This window comes from Actinomadura citrea, assembly GCF_013409045.1.
GTDB lineage: Bacteria > Actinomycetota > Actinomycetes > Streptosporangiales > Streptosporangiaceae > Spirillospora > Spirillospora citrea.
In genome coordinates, this window is the sequence record NZ_JACCBT010000001.1 from 3,343,598 (window position 1) to 3,368,635 (window position 25,038).

A 25,038-nucleotide genomic window follows, 5' to 3' on the forward strand; every position below is an offset into this window, starting at 1 on the left:
GTTCATCATGCAAACATCCTGCGAACAGCTGAAGGAGACGCCCGTGTCCAACCAGGTCCCCGGCCTCGACCAGGCCCCTACCGGCCACACCGAACTGATTGAGTGGGTACGCGGGATCGCCGAGCTGGCCGGACCCGACCGGGTCGAGTGGTGTGACGGCTCGGAGGAGGAGTGGGAGCGGCTCACCGGCCTTCTCGTCGAGCAGGGCACCCTGACGCGGCTCGACCCGGCCAAACGGCCCAACAGCTTCCACGCCGCCTCCGACCCCACCGACGTCGCCCGCGTCGAGGACCGGACGTTCATCTGCTCCGAGAAGCAGGAGGACGCCGGTCCCACCAACAACTGGATCGCGCCCGCCGAGATGCGGGAGACCCTGGGCGGCCTCTTCGAGGGCTGTATGAAGGGCCGCACCATGTACGTGGTGCCGTTCTGCATGGGCCCGCTCGGCGGCACCATCTCCCAGCTCGGCGTGGAGATCACCGACTCGGCCTACGTCGCCGTGTCCATGCGGATCATGACGCGGATGGGCGAGGGCGCGTTGCGTCTCATCGAGGAGCGCGGGTCGTTCGTCAGGGCCGTCCACTCCGTCGGCGCCCCCCTGGAGCCGGGCCAGGAGGACGTCGCGTGGCCGTGCAACTCCACCAAGTACATCACGCACTTCCCCGAGACCCGGGAGATCTGGTCCTACGGGTCCGGGTACGGCGGCAACGCGCTGCTCGGCAAGAAGTGCTACGCGCTGCGCATCGCCTCGACCATGGCCCGCGACGAGGGCTGGATGGCCGAGCACATGCTCGTGCTGAAGCTGACGCCGCCCACCGGTGAGACCCGCTACGTCGCGGCCGCGTTCCCCTCGGCGTGCGGCAAGACCAACCTCGCCATGCTGGAGCCGACCATCCCCGGATGGAAGGTCGAGACGATCGGCGACGACATCGCCTGGATGCGCTTCGGTGACGACGGCCGCCTCTACGCCATCAACCCCGAGGCCGGCTTCTTCGGCGTCGCGCCCGGCACCGGCGAGAGCACCAACGCCAACGCGGTCAGGACGCTGTGGGGCAACAGCATCTTCACGAACGTGGCCCTCACCGACGACGGCGACGTGTGGTGGGAGGGCCTCACCGACGAGCCGCCCGCGCACCTGACCGACTGGAAGGGCAACGACTGGACGCCGGACTCCACGAGCCCGGCCGCCCACCCGAACGCCCGCTTCACCACCCCGGCCGGGCAGTGCCCGATCATCGCCGACGAGTGGGAGGACCCGAAGGGCGTCCCGATCTCGGCGATCCTGTTCGGCGGCCGCCGCGCCTCCGCCGTCCCGCTCGTCACCGAGTCGTTCGACTGGCAGCAGGGCGTGTTCCTCGGCGCCAACGTCGCGTCCGAGAAGACCGCCGCCGCCGAGGGCGCCGTCGGCGAGCTGCGCCGCGACCCGTTCGCGATGCTGCCGTTCTGCGGCTACAACATGGGCGACTACTTCGGCCACTGGCTGGAGATCGGCAAGGCGACGGACCCGGAGAAGCTCCCGCGGATCTACTACGTCAACTGGTTCCGCAAGAACGCCGACGGCGCGTTCATCTGGCCCGGCTTCGGCGAGAACAGCCGCGTCCTGAAGTGGATCGTCGAGCGACTCAACGGCAAGGCCGACGCGGTCAAGTCCCCGATCGGGCACCTGCCGACCAGGGAGGCGCTCGACACCGAGGGCCTCGACCTGGACGACGCCGACCTGGAGACGCTGCTGTCGGTCGACACCGAGGTGTGGAAGCAGGAGGCCGCCCTCGTGCCGGAGTTCTTCGAGAAGTTCGGTGACCACACGCCGAAGGCGCTGTGGGACGAGTACCACGACCTGGTGCGCCGCCTGGAGAACTGACACGCGGGCGGCGCCGGGCCACCGGCCGGACCCGCGGGCCGGTCGCGAACTTTGCGAAGTTCGCGACCGGCCTTTGCCTTCCCCACGGGGAACACGGGACAACACTGGAGGAGTCCCCGTCCCGGGAGGCCGGCATGTTCGATCTGATGACTCGCCACTGGTGGGTGCTCGCGTTGCGCGGCACGTTCGCGATCATTTTCGGCATCGTCGCCTGGGTGTGGCCGGGCATCACCGTCTGGGCGCTGGTGGTCCTGTTCGGTGCGTACGCACTGGTGGACGGGGTGTTCGCGGTGGCGCAGGCGATCCGCGGCACGTCCGGAGGGCCGCGCGGCCTGCTGGCCCTGTCGGGGGCCGCGGGGATCGCGCTCGGCATCGCGGCGCTGGTGTGGCCCGGAATCACCGCGTTCGTCCTGCTGATACTGATCGCCGCCTGGGCGGTCGCCACCGGCGTGCTGGAGATCGGCGTCGCGCTCGCGATGCGCAAGGAGCTGAAGGGCGAGTGGGCGTACGTGCTCACCGGCGCCGTCTCTCTGATCTTCGGGATCATGCTGTTCGCCTGGCCCGTCTCCGGCGCGATCGCCATCGTCTGGCTGATCGGGCTGCTGGCCATCCTGACCGGCGCCGCCATGGTCGGCGCGGCGTTCCGGCTGCGCCGGCTCGGCCAGGCCGCCGAGCGTGCGGGCGGGACGAGCCCCGCTCCCCACTACTGACCCGGCCCCCGGGCCGTGCCGGGCCCAACCTCAAGCACGGTTGAGGAACGCATAGGATCCGGTGCATGACGCGGCTGGAGCACCGGGTGCACGAACTGACCGTCGGGCAGCTCGCCGAGCGGAGCGGCGTGGCCGTCTCGGCGCTGCACTTCTACGAGTCCAAGGGGCTGATCAGGAGCCGCCGCACGGCAGGCAACCAGCGGCGGTTCGGCCGGGACACGCTCCGCCGGGTCTCGTTCATCAAGGTCTCGCAGCGCGTCGGGATCCCGCTCGGCGACATCCGCGACGCGCTCGCCACCCTCCCCGAGGAGCGCACCCCCACGGTGGCGGACTGGGCGCGCCTGTCGGAGACGTGGCGCAGCGACCTCGACACGCGCATCCGGCAGCTCGAACGGCTGCGCGACGACCTCACCGACTGCATCGGCTGCGGCTGCCTGTCGATCAGCAAGTGCGCGCTCGCCAACCCCTACGACCGGCTCGGGGACGAGGGACCGGGACCACGCCGGCTGCTCGTGCCGGCCGGCGCCGGAGGGCCCGTGTCCCGCCCGGCGGACGGGACGCGGGCCTTCGAGGCGGACGGCTGCGCGCGCGTCTGCGATCCGGAGAGCGGCTCCGCCTAGCGGCGGCGGAGGTCGCGCCCGTGCGGGTCGATGCGCCGCGGGGCCGGCTCCCGCCCCGGCGGCTGCGTCACCGCCGGGCGCACCGGGATCTGCTCGATCGGCAGCTCGACGGGCTCGTCGGCGAGGGTGAACCGCTCGCCGTGGTGCCAGAGCGTGAGGCCCCGGCCGTCCAGCAGCTCGTAGCGGGCCGCCTCACCGGTCACGCTGACCTTGATCCGGTTGCCCCGGTACCGCATCCGGAACGCCAGCCGGCTGATCCCGCCGGGCAGCCGCGGCGCGAAGCGCAGCGTGCCCTTCCCCGCCCGCATCCCGCCGAACCCGGCGACGAGCCCGCTCCACGCGCCCGCCATCGAGGCGATGTGCAGCCCGTCGCGAGTGTTGTGGTTCAGGTCGTGCAGGTCCATCAGCGCGGTCTCGCCGAGGTAGTCGTGCGCCAGCTCCAGCTGACCGACCTCGGCGGCGACGACCGCCTGCGTCTGCGCCGACAGCGAGGAGTCACGGACGGTCAGCCCCTCGTAGTAGGCGAAGTCGCGCTCCTTCTGCTCGTCGGTGAACGCGTCCCCGCACAGGTGCAGGGCGAGCACCAGGTCCGCCTGCTTGACCACCTGCTTGCGGTAGAGGTCGAAGTAGGGGTAGTTCAGCAGCAGGGGATAGTGGTCGGGTTTGGTCGCCGGGAAGTCCCAGCGGGCGTGGTTGGTGAAGCTCTCGCTCTGCGGATGGACTCCGAGCCGCTCGTCGTAGGGGATGAGCATCGCCGCCGCCGCGTCCCGCCACGACGCCGCCTCCTCGGCGTTCACACCGAGCCGGTCGGCCACGTCCGGGTGGCGCATCGCCGTCTCGGCCGCCTCCTGGAGGTTCCGGCGCGCCATCAGGTTGGTGTAGACGTTGTTGTCCACCACCGCGCTGTACTCGTCGGGGCCGGTGACGCCGTCGATGCGGAACACCCCGCCCACGTCGTGGTGGCCGAGGCTCCGCCACAGCCGCGCCGTCTGGACCAGGATGTCCAGGCCGATCTCCCGCTCGAACTGCTCGTCCTGCGTGGCGTCCACGTACCGGACGACGGCGTCGGAGATGTCGGCGTTGATGTGGAACGCGGCGGTGCCGGCGGGCCAGTAGCCCGAGCATTCATGCCCGCGGATCGTCCGCCACGGGAACGTCGCGCCCTCCAGGCCGAGCTGGTTGGCACGGTCCCGGGCGAGGGGCAGCGTCATGTGCCGCCAGCCGAGGGCGTCCGCCGCGGCGCCGGGGGAGGTGTAGGTGAGGACCGGCAGCACGAACGTCTCGGTGTCCCAGAACGTGTGCCCGTCGTAGCCCGGCCCCGTCAGCCCCTTGGCCGGGATCATGCGGCGCTCCGCGCGGGCGCCGGCCTGCAGGACGTGGAACAACCCGAACCTGACCGCCTGCTGGATCTCGGCGTCGCCGTCGACCTCGACGTCCGCGCCCTCCCAGAAGTCGTCCAGGTACTCGCGCTGCTCGTCCAGCAGGCCCTGCCAGCCGGTCTGCCGCGCGCCCGCCAACGCCCCGACCACCTGGTCGTGCAGCGCGGGACGCGACCGCCGGCTCGACCAGCCGTAGGAGATGTACTTGACGATGCGCAGCCGCTGCCCCGGCTCCAGGCGCGTCGCGACCGTCAGCCGCCCCACGTCCTTGGAGCTCTCGGTGTCGATCGCCATCGACTCCGGGCCCTCGATGTCGTGCGACATCCCGGCGGCCATCCGCAGGCCGCTCTGCCGCGTCCGGTGCAGCAGCAGCACCTTGGTGCCGTTGGCGACGTGCTCCTCGCCGACGAGGGGGCTGCTCAGGATCGCCGAGGCGCGCGGGTCCTTGGCGCCGCCGGGCAGCGCCTCGTTGGCCACCAGCTCCGACTGGGCGACCACCCGGACCGCCTCGTCCACCGGCTCGACCTCGTAGCAGATCGCCGCGACGGCCCGCTGGGTCAGCGACACCATCCGGACCGAGGTCACCTTGATCGTCCGGTCGGCCGGGGAGGTCCACTCCAGGCTCCGGGTGAGCGTCCCGGCGCGCATGTCGAGGATCCGCTCGTGGTGGTGCAGGCGGCCGTAGCGCACATCGAGCGGCTCGTCGTCGACGAGCAGCCGGATCACCTTGCCGTTGGTGACGTTGATGACCGTCTGGCCCATCTCGGGGTAGCCGTAGGCGGTCTCGGCGTGCGGCAGGGGACGCTGCTCGTAGAAGGAGTTCAGGTAGGTGCCGGGGAGCCCGTGCGGTTCGCCCTCGTCGAGGTTGCCGCGCATGCCGACGTGCCCGTTGGAGAGGGAGAACACCGACTCGGTCTGGGCCAGCCGGTCCAGCCGCAGCTCCGGCTCCCGCACGCACCACGGCTCGACCGAGAACACGGGCCGGTCGCTCTGGCCTTCGCGCTCGCTCACGGTGCCTCCAGCAGCTCGGACAGGTCGTCGACCACGATGTCGGCGCCGTGCTCGGCGAGCGCCTTGGCGTGCTCGTCGCCGACCCGGTTGACGCCGACGACGTAGGCGAACTCTCCGGCACGCCCCGCCTGGACGCCGGCGAGCGCGTCCTCGAAGACCACCGCCTCGTCCGCCGTGACGCCCAGCTCCGCGGCCCCGGCGAGGAACGTGTCGGGGGCGGGCTTGCCGGGCAGGTTCCGCTCCGCCGCGACGACGCCGTCCACGCGCGCGTCGAACAGGTCGGTGATGCCGGCCGTCCGCAGGACCTGGACGGTGTTGGCGCTGGAGGAGACCACGGCCGTCTTCAGCCCGGCCTCGCGCGCCTTGCGGACGTAGTCGATCGACCCGTCGAACGTCTCGACGCCCTTCTCCTCGATGAGCTTCAGGACGAGCGTGTTCTTGCGGTTCCCGAGACCCCTGATGGTCTCGTTCTCGGGCGGGTCGTCCGGATCGCCCTCGGGCAGGGAGATACCGCGCGACTCCAGGAACGAGCGCGTCCCGTCCTCGCGTCTCTTGCCGTCGACGTACCGTCCGTAGTCGCGCACGGGGTCGAACTCGGTGAACGTCTCACCGGTCCGCTCCGCCCGCTCGCGCAGGTAGCCGTCGAACATCTCCTTCCACGCCGCCGCGTGCACGGCCGCGGTCCGGGTCAGCACCCCGTCGAGATCGAAGAGACACGCGGCCGCCTCGTCCGGCAGTCCCAGCATCGCACCCCCTGGTAGATGGCACCATCGAAAGTGGTCCTCAACGCGCGACCCGTTCCCGCGCCGAGCGCGGGCATGCGGGCCCGGGCGCTCGAACGGGGGGATCATGAGCCGCGTACAACCCCTTGGTCAGGGTCGCACACGAGGAGGAGTGAGCCAATGCAGAAGGCGCGAATCGGTGTCACCGGACTGGCGGTGATGGGACGGAACCTGGCCCGCAACCTGGCCCGGCACGGGCATCCCGTGGCCGTGCACAACCGCACATCCGCCAGGACCAAGGCGCTGGTGGAGAAGTTCGGCGGTGAGGGAACGTTCCTGCCCGCGGAAACGCCGGAGCGGTTCGTGGAGTCGCTGGAGCGGCCCCGGCGGCTGGTCGTCATGGTGAAGGCGGGCGGCCCGACCGACGCGGTCATCGACGAGTTCGCGCCGCTGCTGGAGCCCGGCGACATGATCGTCGACGGCGGCAACGCCAACTTCGCCGACACCCGCCGCCGCGAGGCCGCGCTGCGCGACCGCGGGATCCACTTCGTCGGCACCGGCATCTCCGGCGGCGAGGAGGGCGCGCTGCACGGCCCGAGCATCATGCCGGGCGGCTCAGCCGAGTCCTACGAGGCGCTCGGCCCGCTGCTGGAGGACATCTCCGCCAAGGTCGACGGGACGCCCTGCTGCGTGCACGTCGGCCCCGACGGCGCCGGGCACTTCGTGAAGATGGTGCACAACGGCATCGAGTACGCCGACATGCAGCTGATCGCCGAGTCCTACGACCTGCTGCGGCACGCCGCCGGGCTCGCGCCGGACGAGATCGCCGAGGTCTTCCGCACCTGGAACACCGGCCGCCTGGAGTCCTACCTGATCGAGATCACCGCCGAGGTCCTGGCGCACACCGACGTCGCGACCGGCAGGCCGTTCGTGGACGTCGTCCTGGACCAGGCCGAGCAGAAGGGCACCGGCCGCTGGACCGTGCAGACCGCCCTCGACCTCGGCGTCCCCGTCGGCGGCATCGCCGAGGCCGTCTTCGCCCGGTCCGTCTCCGGCCACGCCGCCCTGCGCGAGGCCGCGCGGAGCCTGCCCGGGCCGTCCCGCGGCGCCGTCGCGGACTCCGGCTTCGCCGACGCCGTGGAGAAGGCCCTGTACGCCTCCAAGATCGTGGCGTACGCGCAGGGGTTCCACGAGATCCAGGCGGGCAGCGCCGAGTACGGCTGGAACATCGACCTCGGGGCGATGGCCACCATCTGGCGCGGCGGCTGCATCATCCGGGCCCGCTTCCTGGACCGCATCCGGGCCGCCTACGAGGCCGACCCGCACACGCCGACGCTGCTGACCGACGACCACTTCGCCGAAGCCGTGGGCGACGCCCAGGACGCCTGGCGCGAGGTGGTCGCCACCGCCGCGCGCCTCGGCGTCCCCGCGCCCGGTTTCTCCACCGCCCTGGCCTACTACGACTCCCTGCGGGCCGACCGCCTGCCCGCCGCGCTCACGCAGGGCCAGCGCGATTTCTTCGGCGCCCACACCTACCGCCGCACCGACCGCGACGGCGCCTTCCACACCCTCTGGGGCGGCGACCGGACCGAGGTGAGCGCCTGACCGCCGGCCCTCCGGGCCGACCGGGGAGGCGACCGAGGTCGCCTCCCCGGTCTCATGCCGCCGGTGCGGGGGTCCGGGATTAGGGTCGTGGGGTGGAGATACCGGGGGACGACGAGATCCGGGCCTTGCACGAGAGGTATGCGCCCGGGGACGCGGCGTTCGAGGCCGTCTGGACGCACTGCGTCATCGTGAGCGAGATCGCCGAGCGGATCATGGACGGTGCGGGGCTCGCGGTCGACGCGGATCTCGTGCGGGCCGGGTGCCTGCTGCACGACCTCGGCGTCTACCGGTTGTACGGCCCGTCCGGGACGATCGATGGCAGCGGCTACGTCCGGCACGGGGTGCTCGGTCACGCGATCCTCCGGGACGAGGGGTTCCCCGAGGAGATCTGCCGGTTCTGCTCGTGCCACACCGGGGTGGGGCTGACCCGGGACGACATCGTGCGGCAGCGGCTTCCCGTGCCCGCCGGCGACTACGTGGCCGAGAGCGGCGAGGAGCGGCTCGTCATGTACGCCGACAAGTTCCACAGCAAGACCGATCCGCCGACCTTCGTGTCCGCCGCCACCTACGCCGGCCACGTCCGGCGGTACGGGGAGGAGAAGGTTCGCGTGTTCGAGGCGATGCGGGAGTCCTTCGGGGAACCCGACCTCGGGCCCCTCCTGGAGAAGTACGGCCAGGGGCTGGTCTAGGACGCGGGGCGGCATCCGGCGCGGGCAGTGGGTGATCGGGGGCAGGATGGAGGGGTGAGCCTTATCGATGAGCTTCCCTCCGGAAACGACACCGACGCCGACTCGCTGTTCGAGGCGTTCGAACGGTGGGTGTCGGGGCGCGGGATCACGCTGTACCCCGCCCAGGAGGAGGCGCTCATCGAGGTGGTCTCCGGCGCGAACGTGATCCTGTCCACGCCGACCGGGTCGGGCAAGAGCCTGGTGGCGGCGGGGGCGCTGTTCGCGGGGCTCGGCAAGGACCAGGTCGGGTTCTACACGGCGCCGATCAAGGCGCTGGTGTCGGAGAAGTTCTTCGACCTGTGCGAGATGTTCGGGCGCGACAACGTCGGGATGATGACCGGCGACGCCAGCGTGAACGCGGACGCGCCGATCATCTGCTGCACGGCTGAGGTGCTGGCGAACATCGCGCTCAGGGACGGCGCGGACGCCGACATCGGCGTGGTCGTGATGGACGAGTTCCACTTCTACGCCGAGCCCGAGCGGGGCTGGGCGTGGCAGATACCGCTGCTGGAACTGCCGCAGACCCAGTTCCTGCTCATGTCGGCCACCCTCGGGGACGTCACGTTCTTCCAGAAGGACCTGACGCGGCGGACGGGACGGCCGACGGCCCTGGTGACGTCCGCGGAGCGGCCCGTGCCGCTCATCTACGACTACCGGGTGACGCCGCTGCACGAGACCATCGAGGAGCTGCTGGCCGAGCAGAAGGCGCCGGTGTACCTGGTGCACTTCACGCAGGCGGCGGCGATCGAGCGGGCGCAGGCGCTGATGAGCATCAACGTGTGCACCAAGGAGGAGAAGGCGCGGATCGCCGAGCTGATCGGCAACTTCCGGTTCACCACGAAGTTCGGGCGCAACCTGTCGCGGTTCGTCCGGCACGGCATCGGGGTCCACCACGCCGGGATGCTGCCGAAGTACCGGCGGCTGGTGGAGCGGCTCGCGCAGGCCGGGCTGCTGAAGGTCATCTGCGGGACCGACACCCTGGGGGTGGGGGTGAACGTCCCCATCAGGACCGTCGTGTTCACCGCGCTCAGCAAGTACGACGGGCACCGGGTGCGGCGGCTCAGGGCGCGGGAGTTCCACCAGATCGCCGGCCGCGCGGGACGGGCGGGCTTCGACACGGTCGGTTTCGTCGTCGCGCAGGCGCCCGAGCACGTGGTGGAGAACGAGAAGGCGCTGGCCAAGGCCGGCGACGACCCGAAGAAGCGGCGGAAGGTCCAGCGCAAGAAGCCGCCGGAGGGTTTCGTCGGCTGGGACGAGGACGTCTTCGCCAAGCTGCAGGAGGCCGAGCCGGAGATGCTCCGGTCCCGCTTCCAGGTCAGCCACGCGATGTTGCTGTCGGTGATCGCGCGGCCGGGCAACGCGTTCCAGGCGATGAAGCGGCTGCTGACCGACAACCACGAGGAGCCCGCGGCGCGGCGCCGGCACATCTCCCGCGCCATCGCGATCTACCGGTCGCTGCTCGCGGGCGGGGTCGTCGAGGCGCTGCCGGAGCCGGACGACGCCGGCCGGTACGCGCGCATCACCGTCGACCTCCAGGAGGACTTCGCGCTCAACCAGGCGCTGTCGACGTTCGCGCTCGCGACCTTCGAGATCCTCGACCCCGCGTCGCCGTCGTACGCGCTGGACGTGCTGTCGGTGATCGAGGCGACGCTGGAGGACCCGCGGCAGATCCTGGCCGCGCAGGTCAACCGGGCGCGGGGCGAGGCCGTCCAGGAGATGAAGGCCGAGGGCATCGAGTACGAGGAGCGGATGGAGCTGCTCCAGGACGTCGACCACCCGAAGCCGCTGGAGGACGTTCTCGGCGCCGCCTACGAGGTGTACCGGGCCGGGCACCCCTGGGTCGGCGACCACCCGCTGCGCCCGAAGTCGGTCGTGCGCGACATGTACGAGCGGGCGATGACGTTCACCGAGTACATCGGTTACTACGAGCTGGCGCGGGGCGAGGGGCTGGTCCTGCGGTACCTGTCGGGGGCCTACAAGGCGCTGCAGCAGACCGTCCCGGAGTCGATCAAGACGGACGACCTGATCGACCTGATCGAGTGGCTGGGCGAGCTGGTCCGGCAGGTCGACTCCAGCCTGCTCGACGAGTGGGAGCGGCTCGCCAACCCCGCCGAGGACCTGGACGAGCCGATCGAGGAGCGCGTCACCAGGGTCACCGCGAACGCGCGGGCGTTCCGGGTGCTGGTGCGCAACGCGATGTTCCGCCGGGTGGAGCTGGCGGCGCTGGAGCGCTACGGCGAGCTGGGCGGGCTGGACCCCGACTTCGGCGCCGACGCGTGGGCGGAGGCGATGGACCGCTACTTCGAGGAGCACGACGAGCTGCTCACCGGGGCCGACGCGCGGGGGCCGAAGCTGCTGCAGATCGAGGAGGTCCCCGAGGACGCGCTGTGGCGCGTCCGGCAGGTGTTCGACGACCCCGAGGGGCATCACGACTGGGGCGTCAGCGCCGAGGTCGACCTCGCGGGGTCCGACCAGGAGGGCGAGGCCGTCGTCCGGGTGACCGGCGTCGACCGGATGTAGGAGGCGGCGTATGGTGCGGGTCGCGGTGGCGCAGTTCGCGCCCGGAACCGACAAGGACGAGAACCTGGCGGCGATCGGCGGCCTGGCGGCCGAGGCGGCCGGGCAGGGCGCGCGGGTCGTGGTCCTGCCGGAGTTCGCCATGTTCACCGCGCCGAGGATGGACCGGCGGTTCGTCGACTCGGCCGAGCCCCTGGACGGCCCGTTCGTGGGGGGCCTCGGCGACCTGGCCCGGCGCCACGGAGTCCACGTCGTCGCGGGCGTGAACGAGCGGCTGGACGACCCGGACCGCATCTCCAACACCCTCGTCGCCGTCGCCCCCGGCGGGGACGTCGTCGCCGAGTACCGCAAGATCCACCTGTACGACGCGTTCGGGTACGAGGAGTCGGCGCTGGTGCGGCCCGGCGAGATCGGCGAGCCGCGGACCTTCGCCGTCGACGGCGTCACGTTCGGCATGCAGACCTGCTACGACGTCCGGTTCCCCGAGGTGACGCGGCGGATCGTGGACGCCGGCGCCGACGTCCTGGCGCTGCCCGCCGAATGGGTGCCGGGGCCGCTCAAGGAGGACCACTGGCGGACGCTGGTGCGGGCCCGCGCGATCGAGAACACGATCTACGTGGCGGCCGCCGACCAGTGCGCCCCGACCGGCGCCGGCAACAGCATGGTCGTCGACCCGATGGGCGTCGTCGTGGCCGCGCTGGGGGAGGGGACCGGGGTCGTGTCCGGGGACGTCTCGCCCGAGCGCGTCAAGGCCGTCCGCGCGAAGAACCCGGCGCTCGACCTGCGCCGCTTCACCGTCACCCCGACCGGCGGCTAGGGGTCTCGCCCCCGAGGTCCGGCGTGATCGCGGGGCCGTTCCGGAAGGTCCGGCCAATGTATCGAGGTGGCAACGGTTGCGGCGCGTCTCCGTGTACGGACGGCTGCGCAGCGTGACCATCATGGGGTGCGCCTTTCCTCCAGCCTTCCGCCCGCCGGGTTCACCCGCGGCGAGCCCCGGCCGCCCGTCCGCCGTCCGAGCCGCCTGTCGGTGGTCATCGCGGCGCTGGCCCTCGTCGCGGGGCTGATCCTCGTCATCGCCTACGGGACGACGCGGCTCGCGCCGGCCCGTCCGGCGGACGGCGTCACCACGCCGGTGCCGTCCGCCCGGCCCTCGCCCGCCTCGTCGCCGCCGCCGGGACGGGACGTGGCCGAGCCGCGCGCGAACCCGTCCCGCCGGCACGCCGGGCATAAGAAGCGGGCTCGTCGCGGCGAGCACGCCGCCGCCTCGCCGCGCCGGCACCACCACACCGTTCGGCGGCACCACAGGCCCGCGAAGCGCAAGCCGCCGCGGGCCCGCCACGCGCCCCCGCGGTGGGTCTCGGGCGAGTGCAAACGGCGCTTCCCCTACAATCCCGCCCGCGGCGCCGCCTGCGTCGGCGCCCTCACCGGCGCCTTCGGCTGACCAGGCGGTCAGGCCGCCTTGGAGGTCAGCAGCCGGAGCACCTCGGTGCGCAGCTGCTCGACGTCGACGCCCGCCTCGGTGACCAGCCGCACCGACAGGAAGTCGCCGTCGTGCAGGACGCCGAGCAGGAGGTGACCGCTGCGGATCTCCTTCTGGCCGAGCCGGATCGCGTGCCGGAGGCTCAGCTCCAGCGCCTTCTTGGCCTGGGGTGTGAAGGGGATGTGGCCGCGCCGGAACCGGTCGAGCTTTCCGGCCGGCACGTCGAGGGCGCCCTCGCCGAAGCTCTGCTCGGTGGCCTCCCGGACGGCGTCCAGGTCGATCCCGATGCTGCGCAGGGCGGCGGAGTCGAGGACGTCGCCGCCCGCGCGGTCGACGCGGACGATGCGGGTCCGCAGGTCGTCCGGGCCGATGCCGTGCTCGCGCAGCGCACGTCCCATGGCGTTCTCGGCGCCCGCCAGGGCGAGCAGGACGTGCTCGGTGCCGATGTGGCGGGCGCGCAGCGCCCGCGCCTCGGCCTGGGCCCCGGTGACCGTCTGCCGCGCGTCCGCGGTGAAACGCTCGAACATCCTCTACTGCTCCTTCTTGAGTAGGCGGCGGCCGGAGCCGTGCTTCTTGTGGACGGCCTGCCGGCTCACGCCGAGGCAGACCGCGATCTCCTGCCAGGACCAGCCCTGGTCGCGGGCGCTGGCGACCTGCAGCGCCTCCAGCCTCTCGGCCAGCTCGCGCAGTGCGCGCACGGCCCGCAGGCCCACCGCGGGATCCCGGCTGCTCGCCTCCTGGGCGAGCGTCACTCCATCGCTCATGGCTGTCAATGTAGGTTGACATCCGTGCCGTGTCAACCAACGTTGACATCATTGCGGGGGTCAGCGCACGGCCAGCAGCGTGGTGAGCAGGTCGTCCAGGCTGACCAGGCCGGCGACGGTACCGTCCGGCGCGACGGCGAGACCGAGGTGGCTGTGGCCCGCCTTCAGCGTGGCGACCGCCTCGCCGACGGGCGTGCCGACCGGTATCGCGGGGACGGGGTGCGCCAGGTCCCCGGCCTGGGCGGCGCGGCCTCGCGCACGGGCCACGAAGGCGTCCCGGACGTGCACCATGCGGGCCTGCGCCGGCCGCCCGGAGCCCCGCACCATGAGCCGGATGTGGCCGGTGCGGGCGGCGGTGTCGATGACCTCCTGGGGCGTCGCGGACGGCGGGACCGACACGATGTCGGAGACCGGCACGACGAGGCCGGCCAGCGGGGCGCGCGGCGCGTCCAGCGCGGTGGTGAGCAGCGCCAGCTCGGTCTGCCCGATCAGGCCCAGCCGTCGCGACTCCTGGGCGATGTTGCGCAGTTGCTCGGGGGTGCGCGACACCTCCCGGGAGTCGGCCGGGCGGACGCCCACCAGCCGCAGCAGCAGGTTCGTCGCGCCGTTCAGCGCCGCGAGCAGCGGGCGCACGACGGTGGCGAACGCGCGGAAGGGCGGGCCCAGCACGCTCGCCGAGCGCTCCGGGTCGGCGATCGCCCACGACTTCGGCGCCATCTCGCCGACGACCATGTGCAGGAACGTCACGAGCGCCAGGGCCAGCACGAACGCGACGGCGTGCGCCGCGCCCTCCGGCAGCCCGGCGGCGTGGAACAGCGGCGTGAGGGCCCCCGCGAACACCGGCTCGGACACCAGTCCGAGGCCGAGCGAGCACATCGTGATGCCGAGCTGCGCCCCCGCGAGGGTCAGCGACAGCTCGTCGATCCCCGCGACGGCCGCGCCCGCCCCCCGGCGACCGCGCGCCGCGGCCCGCTCCAGCCGGGGCCGCCGCGCCGCCACCAGCGCGAACTCGGTGGCGACGAAGAACCCGTTGCCCGCCAGCAGCGCCAGCGTGACCGGAGCGCCCAGCCCGAGGTTCACCGGCCCTCCTCCACGGTGCGGATGCGGATCAGCTCGGGCACGTGCCGGTGGATGGTCAGAACCTCCACCACGGCCGTGCGGGCCGGCTCGCCCAGCCGGGCCGGCGCCAGCCCCACCCGGACGACGTCGCCCGGCCGCGCGACCCGGCCGAGCCGCTTCATCAGCAGCCCCGCGACGGTCTCGTAGTCGCCGTCCGGCAGCGCGATGCCGGTCTCGTGGGCGACCTCGTCCATCCGCAGCCCCGCGTCCGTCGTCCACCACTCGCCGCTGCGGATCGCGAGGTCCTCGCCCGGCTCGTTCTCGTCGGCGATCTCCCCGACCAGCTCCTCGGCGACGTCCTCCCAGGTGAGGATGCCGGCGAAGCCGCCGTACTCGTCCACCACGCAGGCGAGGGGCCCGCCGGCGCCCCGCAGCCGCAGCACCACCTCCGGCAGCGGCAGCGACGACGGCAGCAGCAGCGGCGGCCGGGCGAGCGCGCGGACCTCGGTGCGCGCGGCGGCGTCCGGGTCGAGAGCGACCAGCTCCTCCAGCCCGACGACCCCGACCACGTCGTCGACGCCCTCGCCGAGGACGGGGTAGCGGGTGTGCCCGCTCGCCGCGATCACGTCGCTCAGCTCGGCGGCGCGCGCCGTGGCCGGGACGGTCACCACGTCGACGCGGGGCACCATGACCTCCTCGGCGTCCCGCTCGGAGAACACGAGAGCCCGCTCCAGCAGGTCGGCGTGGCCCGCCTGGAACTGCTCCCCGGACTCGCCGATCATGTGGCCGAGCTCCTCCAGCGTCGCGCCGTGCCGCAGCTCCTCCACCGGCTCGATGCCGACCGCGCGGACGAGCCGGTTCGCGGACGCGTCGAACAGCCGGATCAGCGGGCCGGCCGCGGTCAGGTAGACCAGGGTGGAGCCGGACAGCGCGCGGGCCAGCGTCTCCGCCCTCGCCAGCGCCAGGTTCTTGGGGAACAGCTCGCCCAGCAGCATCTGGATCACGGTGGCCAGGACGAACCCGAGCGCGACCGCCACCCCGCCGGACGCGGCGTCCGGGACCCCGCCCGCGCGCAGCGCCGGCGCGATCAGGTCGGCCAGCGCCGGCTTGGCGATGAAGCCGACGACCAGCGCGGTGACCGTGATGCCGAGCTGCGCGCCCGACAGCATGAACGACAGCCGGCCCATCACCCGCACCGCGCGTCCGGCGGCCCGGTCGCCCTCCGCCGCCCGCTGGTCCAGCGCCGGGCGGTCCGCGGTGACGAAGGCGAACTCCTGCGCCACGAAGTAGCCGGTCGCGGCGGTCAGCACGAGGACGGCCAGCAGTCCGAGCGCGGCGTTCACCCGGGCATCCTCCTCACACGCGGCACCTTCGAGATCCCTCCTACCCCCGCCCGGGCCGTCCTCCCGAGGGGGCAGACGGTTATCGACCGCTCTGCGTGGAATGAAGCACATGCAGGCGAAGAGGCCGGGGCCACGACCGCGAGGGGGCGCCCATGCCGAGACCGTTCGCGTCGTCCGCGGACCTGGGCGACAAGACGCAGACGCTGGAAATCCTCGCCGACGGGGTGTACGCGCTCACCGCCGAGGGCGACCCGAACGTCGGGGCCGTCGAGGGCGAGGACTTCCTCGTCTGCTTCGAGGCCCTCGCCACGCCCGCCGCCGCGCGCGACTGGCTCGCCGTCCTGCGCGAGCACACCGACAAGCCCATCCGCTACCTGGTCCTGTCGCACTACCACGCCGTCCGGACGCTGGGCGCGAGCGCGTTCGGCGCCCCGGTGGTCGTCGCGCACGACCTGACGCGCGCGCTGATCGCCGAGCGCGGCGAGCAGGACTGGGAGTCGGAGTACGGCCGGATGCCCCGGCTGTTCAAGGACCCGGACGGCATCCCGGGGCTCACCTGGCCGACCGCGACGTTCTCCGGCACCCTCACCATCGACCTCGGCGGCGACCGCGGCGACCTCGACCTGGCCTACTGCGGGCGCGGCCACACCGAGGGCGACATCGTGGCGTGGCTGCCCCGGCACCGGATCCTGTTCGCCGGCGACCTCGTGGAGACCCAGGCCGCGCTCTACACCGGCGACGCGTTCCACCGCGAGTGGGCCTCCGGCACGCTCGACCACGTCCACTCCTTCGGGGCCGAGACCCTCATCGGCGGGCGCGGAGCCGTCGCGCACGGCCGCGACGCCGCCCAGGCCGCCGTCGGGCAGACCCGCGAGTTCCTCACCACGATGATCGACGAGGTCGAACGGGTCCGGCGGGAGGGCGGCGCGCCGAGGGACGCGTTCGCCGCCGTGCACGCGGCGCTGGCCCCCGCCTACGGCGGCTGGCCGATCTTCGAGCACTGCCTGCCCTTCGACGTCTCCCGCCTCTGGGACGAGCTGGACGGCGTCGACCGCCCCCGGATCTGGACGGCCGAGCGCGACCGGGAGGTCTGGGCGGAGCTGCAGGACCAGCCGGTACCGGAGGAGGGATGACCAGCGGCGGCAGGAATGTCCGGATCTCGTGACAACCCGGAGAGAGCCGGGTCCCGCGTGGAAGGCTCGGAACCGCCCGGCCAGGGTTCCCGACGCGGAGGGGAGTGGCGATGACCGAGCGATACCGTCCCCGCCCGGTGTTCGATCCCGGCATCGGCGGCGAGGAGCGCGCCCTGCTGGCCGCCGCGCCCGAGCGGCTCGTCCCGGCCTGCCTGCCCGCTCCGGCGCCCCCGCGGCTGCGCGGCGCCACGGTCGCGGCGCGGCTGGTGTGGATCCCGGCGTTCGCGATGTTCTACGGCGTCCTGCCCGGAGGGTGGCTGCGCGTGTGCTTCGTGGCCTCGCTGGACGACGACGAGCTGGTGGGGGGCGCGGTGCGCTGGGGGAGGCTGCCCGTGCTCGCGATGATGCTCACCCCGGCCCTTCAGGTCCTCCTGCTGCTGCTCGGCCAGGTGGAGGCCGCCGTCGCCCTCGCGGCCGCGAGCTTCGCCGGCTGGGTCGCCGGGGCGCTGCGGTACGTCCGGGAGCCCGCGGCCGCCCGCGCCGCGCGCGAGCACCACGGCAGCTACCTCCTTCCGGCCGACTTCGACCAGCCCGCCTCCGGGCTCCTCGTCCGCGCCCAGCGCGCCGTGGACGCCGTGCTCGGGTCGCAGGCGCACGGCGCCGGGCTGCTCGACGACATCAACAACACGGTCGTCCTGCCGCGGCAGGAGTGGGCGATCGCGGGCGCCCTCGCCGAGCACACGCGGCTGCGCCGGGAGCGCCGCGCCCAGCAGCCGGAACGCCTCTCGGCGCGCGTCCGGGCCCGGCTGGAGCCGCAGGACCGCGCTCTGGACCTGTCGGTCCGGTCGGTCACCGGGCGGATCGAGGCGCTGGAGGCCTACGCGCGCCGGGCGGGCGAGGCCGACGACGCCTACCACGAGTCCGGCGTCCTGCAGGCGCTGCCCGAGCAGAACGCCCGCTACCGGGACCTGCTGGCGAGCACCGTCGGGGACGCGATGGCGGGCGAGGAGATCCGCGGAATGGCCGAGGACGCCCGCCGGGCCGAGCTGGCACTGCGCGAGCGCGTCGCCGGTGCCGTGCGGGCCGGGCACGAGTTGGGCCCGCCGCGCCGATGACCCCCCGGCCCCCGGAACGCCGCCCGCGGCCCTCTCGGCACCCGCGGGCCCCGCTCAGTTCTCGGCGAGCACGATGACGCGGTCGTCGGCCGACAGCGTCAGCGGCGCCGTCTTGGCCGGGTTCAGCACCACCCCGTAGCCGGGCGGCTCGTGGAACCGCTCCGTCAGGCGGTAGCCGAGCGCGACCTCGCCGCGCCGCCGCGCCGACTCGATGAGCGTCGCGAAGTCGGCCTCGGCGCCCGGCGCCAGGTAGTCGCAGGCCGGCTTGAGGTAGATCTCCGAGCCGGCCGGGTCGAGCAGGTCGGCGAACACCTCGTACAGGTGCCGGTTCTCGCTCAGCTGGGTCAGCATCAGACTGATCAGCTTCTCGCTGACCACGAAGTCGTCGGCCTTGGTGACCTGGGCGATCTCCCGGTTGGCGTCGTCGTTGATCTCGCTGACGATGGCGAAGGGGTCGCCGAGCCCGTCCTCGATGTCGCGCAGGTGCAGCAGCGTGACGAGGGTGCGGGCGTCGGCGTGCTCCCGGTCCTGCCGGGCGTCCGACAGCACGATGACGCGCTGGAAGGAGCCGAGGTCGAGGGACTCCAGCGCCGGACGCTCGGTCGGCTCCGCCCGGACGAAGCCGATCTTGAGGTTGGTCGCCGGGGGCAGCGCCCCGGTCGGGTCCTCGCGCGGCGCGGCCACGACCAGCGCCGAGTCCGGGGCGAGGAACTCGTCCAGCAGCTCGATGATCTTCGGTGCGCGGTGGTTCCAGCCGAGCATCAGCGTGCGCTCGGCCACCGGGGGCCGGGCGGTCGCCGTGGTGATCGCCGCCTCCCGGACGGGCGGCGCGGGTCCGGTGGCCAGCCGGATCAGCAGGTCGTCCTCCGCCAGGACGATGACCTCGTCGTCGGCGCGGATCGCGGTGTCCATCGGCGGGTTCAGCAGCACGGTCCCGTCCGCCCGCCGCAGCCCGGCCGGGACACCGAGGTCGTAGGCCGACAGCGAGGCGCCGAACGGCATGCCCGCCAGGGCCGGCTCGGCGCGCATGTAGAACTCGTGCCCGGCGAAGTCCAGCAGGTCGGTGCAGACCTGCGACAGGCCCGACTGGCGGTGCGACTGGACGATCAGCCGGATCGCCACGTCGTCGGCGTCGATGACGTGCGCGGCGGGACCGCCCGCGAGCCGGGCGGCCGGCAGGTTCGCCGAGTCGTGCACGGCGGCCACCACGTGCGGGCGGCGCCGCCCCCAGGAGCGGGCGCCGAGCGACAGCAGAACCTTGATGACGCGGGCGTCGGACTCCTCGACCTCCGGCGTGACCACCATGATGGCCCGCGCGGTGCCGGGGCTGACCAGCTCCACGTCCGCGACCTTCAGCGGGTCGCCGGTGCGGCACACGATCCGGGTGTGGCCGGGGTCGCCGACCCGGGCGCGGATGGCGTCCTCCATCTCGACCTTGTCGCGGTCGGCGAGGATCGCGACGCACGACCTGCGCCGGCTCTGGTTGGCCTCCACCAGCTCCGCCACCACGGTGAAGACCTGCTCGGACCAGCCGAGCAGCACCGTGTGGTCGTGCTCGACGATCCGCGACCGGCCCTTGCGCAATTCGGTGATCTTCGATTCCAGGCCGGTGGTGAGCACCCCGATCAGGGAGCTGACGATGAAGATCCCGCCGATGGTCGAGACCAGCATCAGGCCGAGGAACGGCGCGGTGCCGGTGTCGCCTCCCATCGTCCCGGGATCGAGCGTGCGCAGCAGGCTGCGCCAGACCATGCCGGGCCAGTGGCCGTTGGACCGGCTGTCGGCGGGCGCGATCATGACCGCCGCGGTCGCCACCACGAGCACCAGCGCCCCCGACGCCAGCCCGAGCCAGCCGATGAGAGCGGGCGTTCCCTTCGACATCGTCCGGTCGAACCAGTACCGGACCCTGTCCCGCCGCGTCACGCGTGTCAACGGGCCGCCCCCTCCGCCGTCGCCCCCGGCGCCAGCCTATTGTGTTGTCTCGCACCATTACTGGCATTCTCTCCCGCAATGGGGGGAAGATTTGCCCGATGCGCACGCAAGAGGGCCGGGGCGTGGATAAATCCGCCCCGGCCCCTCGCCGCGCGCCGGAACACCGCCGGCCGCGGCGGCCGCTAGTGCGCGGCTTCGTACTGCTCGATCACATTGGCGGGGATACGGCCCCGCTCATTGACCTTGATGCCGCGGTTCTTCGCCCACTCGCGAATCTCGGCGGAGCGCTCGCGGCTGCCCGCGGTGCGCGTCCCGCGACCGCCCCGGCCGGCGGCCTTGCGCGCCTTGCGGGCGCCGGCCACGAACGGCTCCAGGCCGCTGCGGAGCTTGGCGGCGTTCTTCTTGCTCAGGTCGATCTCATAAGACGTGCCGTCGAGGGAAAAGCTGACGGTCTCGTCAGCCTCTCCACCGTCGATGTCGTCCACGAGAAGGACTTCGACCTTCTGTGCCATGCGGGGACTCCCTCTAGCTATGCGTCCGGCTTGGCGTCCGGATGTGCCTCGATGAATGCAGCATAGACCTCATCCGATATCTTGCCACGTTCGGAGACTTCGATGTCCTCACGCAATGCCCACGCACGGACATCGCCGTTCGTGTAGCCCTTGATCTTCGCGGTGCGTGACTTGCGGCCCTTCCCGGCCGGCTTCACCTCGGCGGCGTTCTCGATGAAGGGCGCGAGGGCGTCCAGCATCTCGTTCAGCCGCTTGTAGTTGTCATCGTTCAAGTCGATCGTGAACGTCCGGTCCAGGACTTCGAAGTCCCGCTTTGCGACATCGGCCCCTTCGGAGCCGTCGATGTCGTCCACCCGAATGACCTTCTCGGCCATGTGTTCTGTGTCTTCCTTCCCCTCGCCGACGCGGCGACCTTGACCGTAGCGGATTCCGGGGGCGCGCATGGTGGCGGGACGCGCGGGACGCGCGGGGAGCGCGGAAAGAAGGGCGCGCGTCAGGTGCCGCGGCGCTGGATCCAGGTGTGCAGGAGCAGCATCATCTCCAGCCGGATCTCCGGGTCCTCGATGTCGAAGCCGAACATTTCGTGGAGTTGCGCCAGCCGGTAGCGGACGGTCTGGGGATGCACGCAGAGGACCTCGGCCGCGCCGGTGGCGTTGAAGCCGTGCTTCATGCACTCCAGCAGCGTCACCGCGAGCCGCCGGCCCTGCCGCGGGCCCGCCGCGTCCAGCGGGGCCAGCCGCCGGGAGGCCACGATCGCGGCTAGCGTGGCGCCCTCGCGCAGCAGCAGGCCGGGCAGGTGCTCCTCGGCCCGCACGAGCAGCCCGCCACGCCGCGAGCGCCGCCCGGCCCCGCCGGGGGCGGGCCCGGCCGGGCCGGGCGGCGCCAGGTCGAGGGCGCGCCGCGCCCACAGCAGCGACGTCCCGGCCTCCTGCGCGGGCACCGACGGGCCGACCGCGCCCGTCCAGCCGACGAGCGTCGCGGCCAGCTCGTCGAGACGCCCGGGGCCGTCGGGGTCCGGCATGACCAGGCAGGGGCGGCCGTGGTCGAGCCCGGTCAGCAGGGCCGGCGGGAGCCCGGCCGGGCCCTCCCCGCCGCTGCCCGGCCGCGCTCGCAGCACGATCACCGCCAGCCGGCGCGGCAGCGGCCAGCCGGCCCGGGACGACTGCTCGCGGACGACCTCGGGCGGCGCCGGCGGGTCCGACAGCAGCAGGGTCAGCAGCCGGCCGCGGCGCTGCTCGCGTTCCCCCGCTGCCTTCTCCCGGGCGCGGGCGTAGCCGTGCGCCGCCGCCGAGGCCAGCGCGTCCAGATAGGCGAAGTTCGCCTCGGCGAGCAGGCTGACCAGCGCGGGAGGGCGGCCCAGCCGCTCGGCCTCGACCGCCAGGTGCCGCCAGGCGAGCCGCGACCCGACCCGCATCGCGTTCTGCAGGTGCTCCAGGCTGCGGCCCTCCATGGCCTCGCCGTAGCCGACATCGAAGTAGACCTGGTACACCTCCTTCCACGAGGTGTCCGGGTCCGCGATCATCTGCACGAAGTGCTCCATCGCCTTGGCGACGGCCGCCTCGGCGACCCGCCAGTAGGCCGCGTCGCCCGGCCTGTCGTACTCGGGGACGTGGCGCAGCACGCCCTCGACCATGACGCCGAGCAGACCGGGCAGGCGGGGGCGCATCCAGCGCGCCTCCTCCGCCGGGACGTCCCGCCACGGCTCGTCCGCCAGGCCGTCGAGGACCGGTGGCCCGGAGTCCGCGTCGTCGTAGGCCGTCGCCACGGTGACACCTCCCATCCCCGTGCTGGAGCGGGCACAGGGCCCGGTCGTCTCAACCTAGGCATGCGGCGTGACGCGCGACACTCACCCGGCTCCACCGTCCTCGGCGGCCTTTGTCAGCCGCCTGACAAGCCGCGGCCGCCCGTCCGCGCGGCCCGGTACCGGGCCGCGCGGAACAGGACCCAAGTTCCGGTCAAAGGACGCATGCCGCGGAGATCTCGGGGTAGCCGCCACATCACGTGCGCAGTCACCACCACCGAGTCATCACCTGAGGAGCCAGAGCATGGGCGACCCCACCGGCCGCGACGACCGGAAACAGGAGCAACTGGAGCATCGGAGGGTGAGCCCGGAAGGGGCGAAGCTCACCACCGACCAGGGGATCCGGGTCGATGACACCGACAACTCGCTCTCCGCGGGGGAGCGCGGGCCGTCGCTGATGGAGGATTTCCATCTGCGCGAGAAGATCACCCATTTCGACCACGAGCGGATTCCCGAGCGGGTCGTGCACGCGCGCGGTTCGGGCGCCTACGGCCATTTCACGCTGCACGAGTCCCTCGCCGAGTACACGACGGCCGAATTCCTGACCGACACGTCGCTGACGACGCCGGTGTTCGTGCGGTTCTCCACCGTCGCCGGGTCCCGCGGCTCCGCCGACACGGTCCGGGACGTTCGCGGCTTCGCCACGAAGTTCTACACGCGACAGGGCAATTTCGACCTCGTCGGAAATAACATGCCGGTCTTCTTCATCCAGGACGGCATCAAGTTCCCCGACTTCGTGCACGCGGTGAAGCCCGAGCCGGCGAGCGAGATCCCGCAGGCGTCCTCCGCGCACGACACCCTCTGGGACTTCGTGCAACTCCAGCCCGAGACCATGCACATGATGATGTGGCTCATGTCGGACCGGGCGCTGCCGCGCAGTTACGCGATGATGGAGGGCTTCGGCGTCCACACTTTCCGGCTCGTGAACGCCCAGGGGCGCGCGACGTTCGTGAAGTTCCACTGGAAGCCCAAGCTCGGTACCCACTCGCTCGCCTGGGACGAGACCCAGAAGATCGCGGGGAAGAATCCCGACTTCAACCGGGCCGACCTGTGGGAGCGGATCGAGGCCGGTGCCTTTCCCGAGTACGAGTTCGGCGTCCAGCTCGTACCGGAGGAGGACGAGCACGCGTTCGACTTCGACCTGCTCGACCCGACCAAGATCATTCCGGAGGAGCGGGTGCCGGTGCGGCCGGTCGGCACGCTGGTGCTCGACCGCAACCCCGACAACTTCTTCGCCGAGACCGAGCAGGTCGCCTTCCACCTCGGCAACGTCGTGCCCGGCATCGACTTCACCAACGATCCGCTGCTGCAGGCGCGGCTGTTCTCCTATCTGGACACGCAGCTGATCCGGCTCGGTGGGCCGAACTTCCCGCAGATCCCCGTGAACCGGCCCGTCGCGCCGGTCCGCAACCACCACCGCGACGGCTACCACCAGACGGACATCCACCAGGGGCGGGCGAGCTACCACAAGAACTCGCTGTCGGGGGGCTGCCCGGCGGTCGGCGGCGAGGGCTCCTACACCCACTACCAGGAGCGGGTGGACGGCGACAAGATCCGTAAGCGCAGCGAGAGCTTCGCCGACCACTACTCGCAGGCCACCCTGTTCTGGAACAGCATGGCCGACTGGGAGAAGGAGCACATCGTCGGCGCCTTCCGGTTCGAGCTCGGCAAGTGCGACCACCGGCACATCCGGGAGGGCGTCATCCAGCAGCTCAACCGCGTCGACCACGACCTCGCCGTCCTGGTCGCCGAGGGCGTCGGGGTGGAGCCGCCGCAGGAGGCGGCGACGGCCAACCACGGCCGCACCTCGCCCGCGCTGAGCCAGGCGAACGCGCGCGCGGACTCCGTCCAGGGCCGCAAGATCGCGGTGCTGGTGGCGGATGGCGCCGACTCGGCGGCCGTCGCGGCGGTCGGCGACGCGCTCACCGAGGCCGGGGCGGTGGTCGAGGTCCTCGCCGCGAAGGACGGCTTCGTGCAGGCGGCCAACGGCGGCCAGATCGAGGTGACCCGCGCCATGCCGACCGTCGCGTCCGTCCTCTATGACGCGGTCCTCGTTCCGGGCGGCGAGCAGAGCGTGCGGGCGCTGGCGCAGGACGGCGACGCCGTGCACTTCGTCGCCGAGGCGTTCGTGCACTGCAAGGCGATCGGCGCGCTCGACGAGGGCATCGGCCTGCTGGAGCGCGCCGGCATCGACGGCGTGCGGTTCTCCGACGGGGCCACCGTCACCGACGCCGGGGTCGTCACCGGGCGCGGGGCGGGCGGAGACTTCCCCGCCAAGGTGGTCGAGGCGGTCGCGGCGCACCGGCACTGGACCCGCAAGAAGGCGCACGTGCCGGCCTGATCCCGCGGCCGGGGGCCGGCCTCCCGCTCACGGGCGGGACGGATCGGGGGACGGGGCCCGGCGCGGCGGACGCTCACGCGAGCCGCCGCGCCGGGCCCCGCCGCATTGGCCGCATTCTGCCAATTAATTGTGGGCAACATCACAGGAGCGCGGTCGGCCCGGGCAATTGAATTCTCATCTGAAAATATACCTTGTGTGATCGTCCCGAGAAAGTGCGGCGATGATCAGGCGAAAACGCGCGGCGCTCGGTCTCCCGAGGGGCGGGTGACGTGCGCGGTCGGTGCCGCCCGCCGCCGGGGCGCCTCGTGCAAGCGGACGCTGACATGCGGTTTCCGGGGTAGTGGGCGCCAGGTGCGCGGTGGGTCCGCGGTGCGCCGGTTGCCGGACCGGGCAGCCCGGCGCGCC

The 25,038-nt window shown here is 72.5% G+C and carries 21 protein-coding genes; 11 read left to right on the plus strand and 10 right to left on the minus strand.

The annotated features are described in order from the left end of the window. Positions 1–43 precede the first annotated feature (43 nt). The 3 genes from BJ999_RS15745 to soxR all read left to right on the plus strand — a co-directional run bounded on the left by BJ999_RS15745 (position 44) and on the right by soxR (position 3,191). Positions 44–1,861: a phosphoenolpyruvate carboxykinase (GTP) gene (locus BJ999_RS15745; protein WP_229809929.1), complete on the plus strand. Its 1,818-nt coding sequence runs from the start codon at positions 44–46 to the stop codon at positions 1,859–1,861. A gap of 134 nt (positions 1,862–1,995) precedes the next feature. Continuing rightward, the gene (locus BJ999_RS15750; protein WP_179833999.1) at positions 1,996–2,571 is read left to right on the plus strand and encodes an HdeD family acid-resistance protein; all 576 of its coding nucleotides are present in this window, start codon (positions 1,996–1,998) and stop codon (positions 2,569–2,571) included. 65 nt (positions 2,572–2,636) lie between these two features. Next, positions 2,637–3,191, plus strand: a complete 555-nt coding sequence (gene soxR, locus BJ999_RS15755; protein WP_179834000.1) for a redox-sensitive transcriptional activator SoxR — start codon at positions 2,637–2,639, stop codon at positions 3,189–3,191. Here soxR and BJ999_RS15760 read toward each other — a convergent pair. Both BJ999_RS15760 and BJ999_RS15765 read right to left on the minus strand, forming a co-directional pair. Continuing rightward, entirely contained in the window at positions 3,188–5,581 is a 2,394-nt protein-coding gene (locus BJ999_RS15760) for a glycoside hydrolase family 65 protein (protein WP_179834001.1), read from the minus strand. The genes soxR and BJ999_RS15760 overlap by 4 nt on opposite strands. Beyond that, positions 5,578–6,327 carry an HAD family hydrolase gene (locus tag BJ999_RS15765; RefSeq protein WP_179834002.1) on the minus strand — a complete coding sequence of 250 codons (750 nt, stop codon included), beginning with the start codon at positions 6,325–6,327 and terminating at the stop codon, positions 5,578–5,580. Before BJ999_RS15765 ends, BJ999_RS15760 begins: the two co-directional genes overlap by 4 nt. A 156-nt stretch (positions 6,328–6,483) precedes the next feature. Between BJ999_RS15765 and gndA the strand changes: the two genes are divergently transcribed. The 5 genes from gndA to BJ999_RS15790 all read left to right on the plus strand — a co-directional run bounded on the left by gndA (position 6,484) and on the right by BJ999_RS15790 (position 12,594). Continuing rightward, positions 6,484–7,908 (plus strand): NADP-dependent phosphogluconate dehydrogenase, encoded by a 1,425-nt coding sequence (gene gndA, locus BJ999_RS15770; protein WP_179834003.1) that lies wholly within the window; start codon positions 6,484–6,486, stop codon positions 7,906–7,908. 92 nt (positions 7,909–8,000) lie between these two features. Then, positions 8,001–8,597, plus strand: coding sequence for an HD domain-containing protein (locus tag BJ999_RS15775; RefSeq protein WP_179834004.1), 597 nt, complete (start codon positions 8,001–8,003; stop codon positions 8,595–8,597). Between the two features lie 54 nt (positions 8,598–8,651). Beyond that, the gene (locus BJ999_RS15780) at positions 8,652–11,156 is read left to right on the plus strand and encodes a DEAD/DEAH box helicase (RefSeq protein WP_179834005.1); all 2,505 of its coding nucleotides are present in this window, start codon (positions 8,652–8,654) and stop codon (positions 11,154–11,156) included. Positions 11,157–11,166: 10 nt separating this feature from the next. Then, positions 11,167–11,970: a carbon-nitrogen hydrolase family protein gene (locus BJ999_RS15785; RefSeq protein WP_179834006.1), complete on the plus strand. Its 804-nt coding sequence runs from the start codon at positions 11,167–11,169 to the stop codon at positions 11,968–11,970. Positions 11,971–12,096: 126 nt separating this feature from the next. Further along, a complete protein-coding gene (locus BJ999_RS15790; RefSeq protein ID WP_179834007.1) occupies positions 12,097–12,594 on the plus strand; it encodes a hypothetical protein in 498 nt (165 codons plus the stop codon). An 8-nt stretch (positions 12,595–12,602) separates the two neighbouring features. Here the strand turns inward: BJ999_RS15790 and BJ999_RS15795 are convergent, their stop codons facing one another. The 4 genes from BJ999_RS15795 to BJ999_RS15810 are packed head-to-tail and all read right to left on the minus strand — an operon-like array spanning position 12,603 to position 15,799. Continuing rightward, positions 12,603–13,160 (minus strand): Clp protease N-terminal domain-containing protein, encoded by a 558-nt coding sequence (locus tag BJ999_RS15795; RefSeq protein WP_179834008.1) that lies wholly within the window; start codon positions 13,158–13,160, stop codon positions 12,603–12,605. A gap of 3 nt (positions 13,161–13,163) precedes the next feature. After that, positions 13,164–13,397, minus strand: coding sequence for a helix-turn-helix domain-containing protein (locus BJ999_RS15800; RefSeq protein ID WP_179278852.1), 234 nt, complete (start codon positions 13,395–13,397; stop codon positions 13,164–13,166). A gap of 60 nt (positions 13,398–13,457) precedes the next feature. After that, a complete protein-coding gene (locus BJ999_RS15805; protein ID WP_179834009.1) occupies positions 13,458–14,477 on the minus strand; it encodes a hemolysin family protein in 1,020 nt (339 codons plus the stop codon). After that, complete coding sequence (locus tag BJ999_RS15810; protein ID WP_229809930.1) at positions 14,474–15,799, minus strand: hemolysin family protein; 1,326 nt, start codon at positions 15,797–15,799, stop codon at positions 14,474–14,476. Before BJ999_RS15810 ends, BJ999_RS15805 begins: the two co-directional genes overlap by 4 nt. Positions 15,800–15,951: 152 nt before the next feature. On the opposite strand from BJ999_RS15810, the gene BJ999_RS15815 reads away from it, so the two are divergent. Next, on the plus strand, positions 15,952–16,932 hold the full coding sequence (locus BJ999_RS15815; protein ID WP_179834011.1) for an MBL fold metallo-hydrolase: 981 nt from the start codon (positions 15,952–15,954) through the stop codon (positions 16,930–16,932). Between the two features lie 110 nt (positions 16,933–17,042). After that, positions 17,043–18,047: a hypothetical protein gene (locus BJ999_RS15820; protein ID WP_179834012.1), complete on the plus strand. Its 1,005-nt coding sequence runs from the start codon at positions 17,043–17,045 to the stop codon at positions 18,045–18,047. A 54-nt stretch (positions 18,048–18,101) separates the two neighbouring features. Here the strand turns inward: BJ999_RS15820 and BJ999_RS15825 are convergent, their stop codons facing one another. The 4 genes from BJ999_RS15825 to BJ999_RS15840 form a co-directional block, all read right to left on the minus strand. Further along, a complete protein-coding gene (locus BJ999_RS15825) occupies positions 18,102–19,979 on the minus strand; it encodes a CASTOR/POLLUX-related putative ion channel (protein ID WP_229809931.1) in 1,878 nt (625 codons plus the stop codon). Positions 19,980–20,161: 182 nt separating this feature from the next. After that, on the minus strand, positions 20,162–20,491 hold the full coding sequence (locus BJ999_RS15830) for a histone-like nucleoid-structuring protein Lsr2 (protein WP_179834013.1): 330 nt from the start codon (positions 20,489–20,491) through the stop codon (positions 20,162–20,164). 17 nt (positions 20,492–20,508) lie between these two features. Next, positions 20,509–20,865 carry a histone-like nucleoid-structuring protein Lsr2 gene (locus BJ999_RS15835; protein ID WP_089312171.1) on the minus strand — a complete coding sequence of 119 codons (357 nt, stop codon included), beginning with the start codon at positions 20,863–20,865 and terminating at the stop codon, positions 20,509–20,511. Positions 20,866–20,984: 119 nt separating this feature from the next. Beyond that, positions 20,985–22,256, minus strand: a complete 1,272-nt coding sequence (locus BJ999_RS15840) for a PucR family transcriptional regulator (protein ID WP_229809932.1) — start codon at positions 22,254–22,256, stop codon at positions 20,985–20,987. Positions 22,257–22,536: 280 nt separating this feature from the next. Between BJ999_RS15840 and BJ999_RS15845 the strand changes: the two genes are divergently transcribed. Next, positions 22,537–24,633 (plus strand): catalase, encoded by a 2,097-nt coding sequence (locus BJ999_RS15845; protein ID WP_179834015.1) that lies wholly within the window; start codon positions 22,537–22,539, stop codon positions 24,631–24,633. Positions 24,634–25,038 lie beyond the last annotated feature (405 nt).